Origin of the sequence: Clostridium sp. ZBS15, from assembly GCF_023845705.1 — a bacterium.
Classification (GTDB): domain Bacteria; phylum Bacillota; class Clostridia; order Clostridiales; family Clostridiaceae; genus Clostridium; species Clostridium aquiflavi.
Genome location: NZ_JAMQHY010000204.1, coordinates 1 through 257 on the forward strand (window position 1 = coordinate 1; position 257 = coordinate 257).

General features: G+C 47.1%; 1 rRNA gene. It reads right to left on the minus strand.

What is annotated here, in order from left to right:
* Positions 1-231: ribosomal RNA gene (locus NG904_RS17035) — 16S ribosomal RNA — on the minus strand; the annotation flags it as partial.
* Between the last annotated feature and the right edge of the window lie 26 nt (positions 232-257).

The window sequence follows — 257 nt, forward strand, 5'->3', positions numbered from 1 at the left end:
GGCCCATCTCATAGCGGATTTCTCCTTTTATTGCCTGTTAATGCTAAACTCCACTCTTCTTAGTTATTCATCTTCCTTTCTCACGGCTATCCCTCTCTCTGCGGCAGTATGCCCCCGTGTTACTCCCCCTTCCGCCGCTACTCCACTTCCTCAGAAGTTTCCTCGCTCGACTTTCATGTGTTATGCACGCCGCCAGCGTTCGTCCTTAGCCAGGTTCAAACTCTCAATAAAAAGTTTAATCTTGACTTACTCAAATA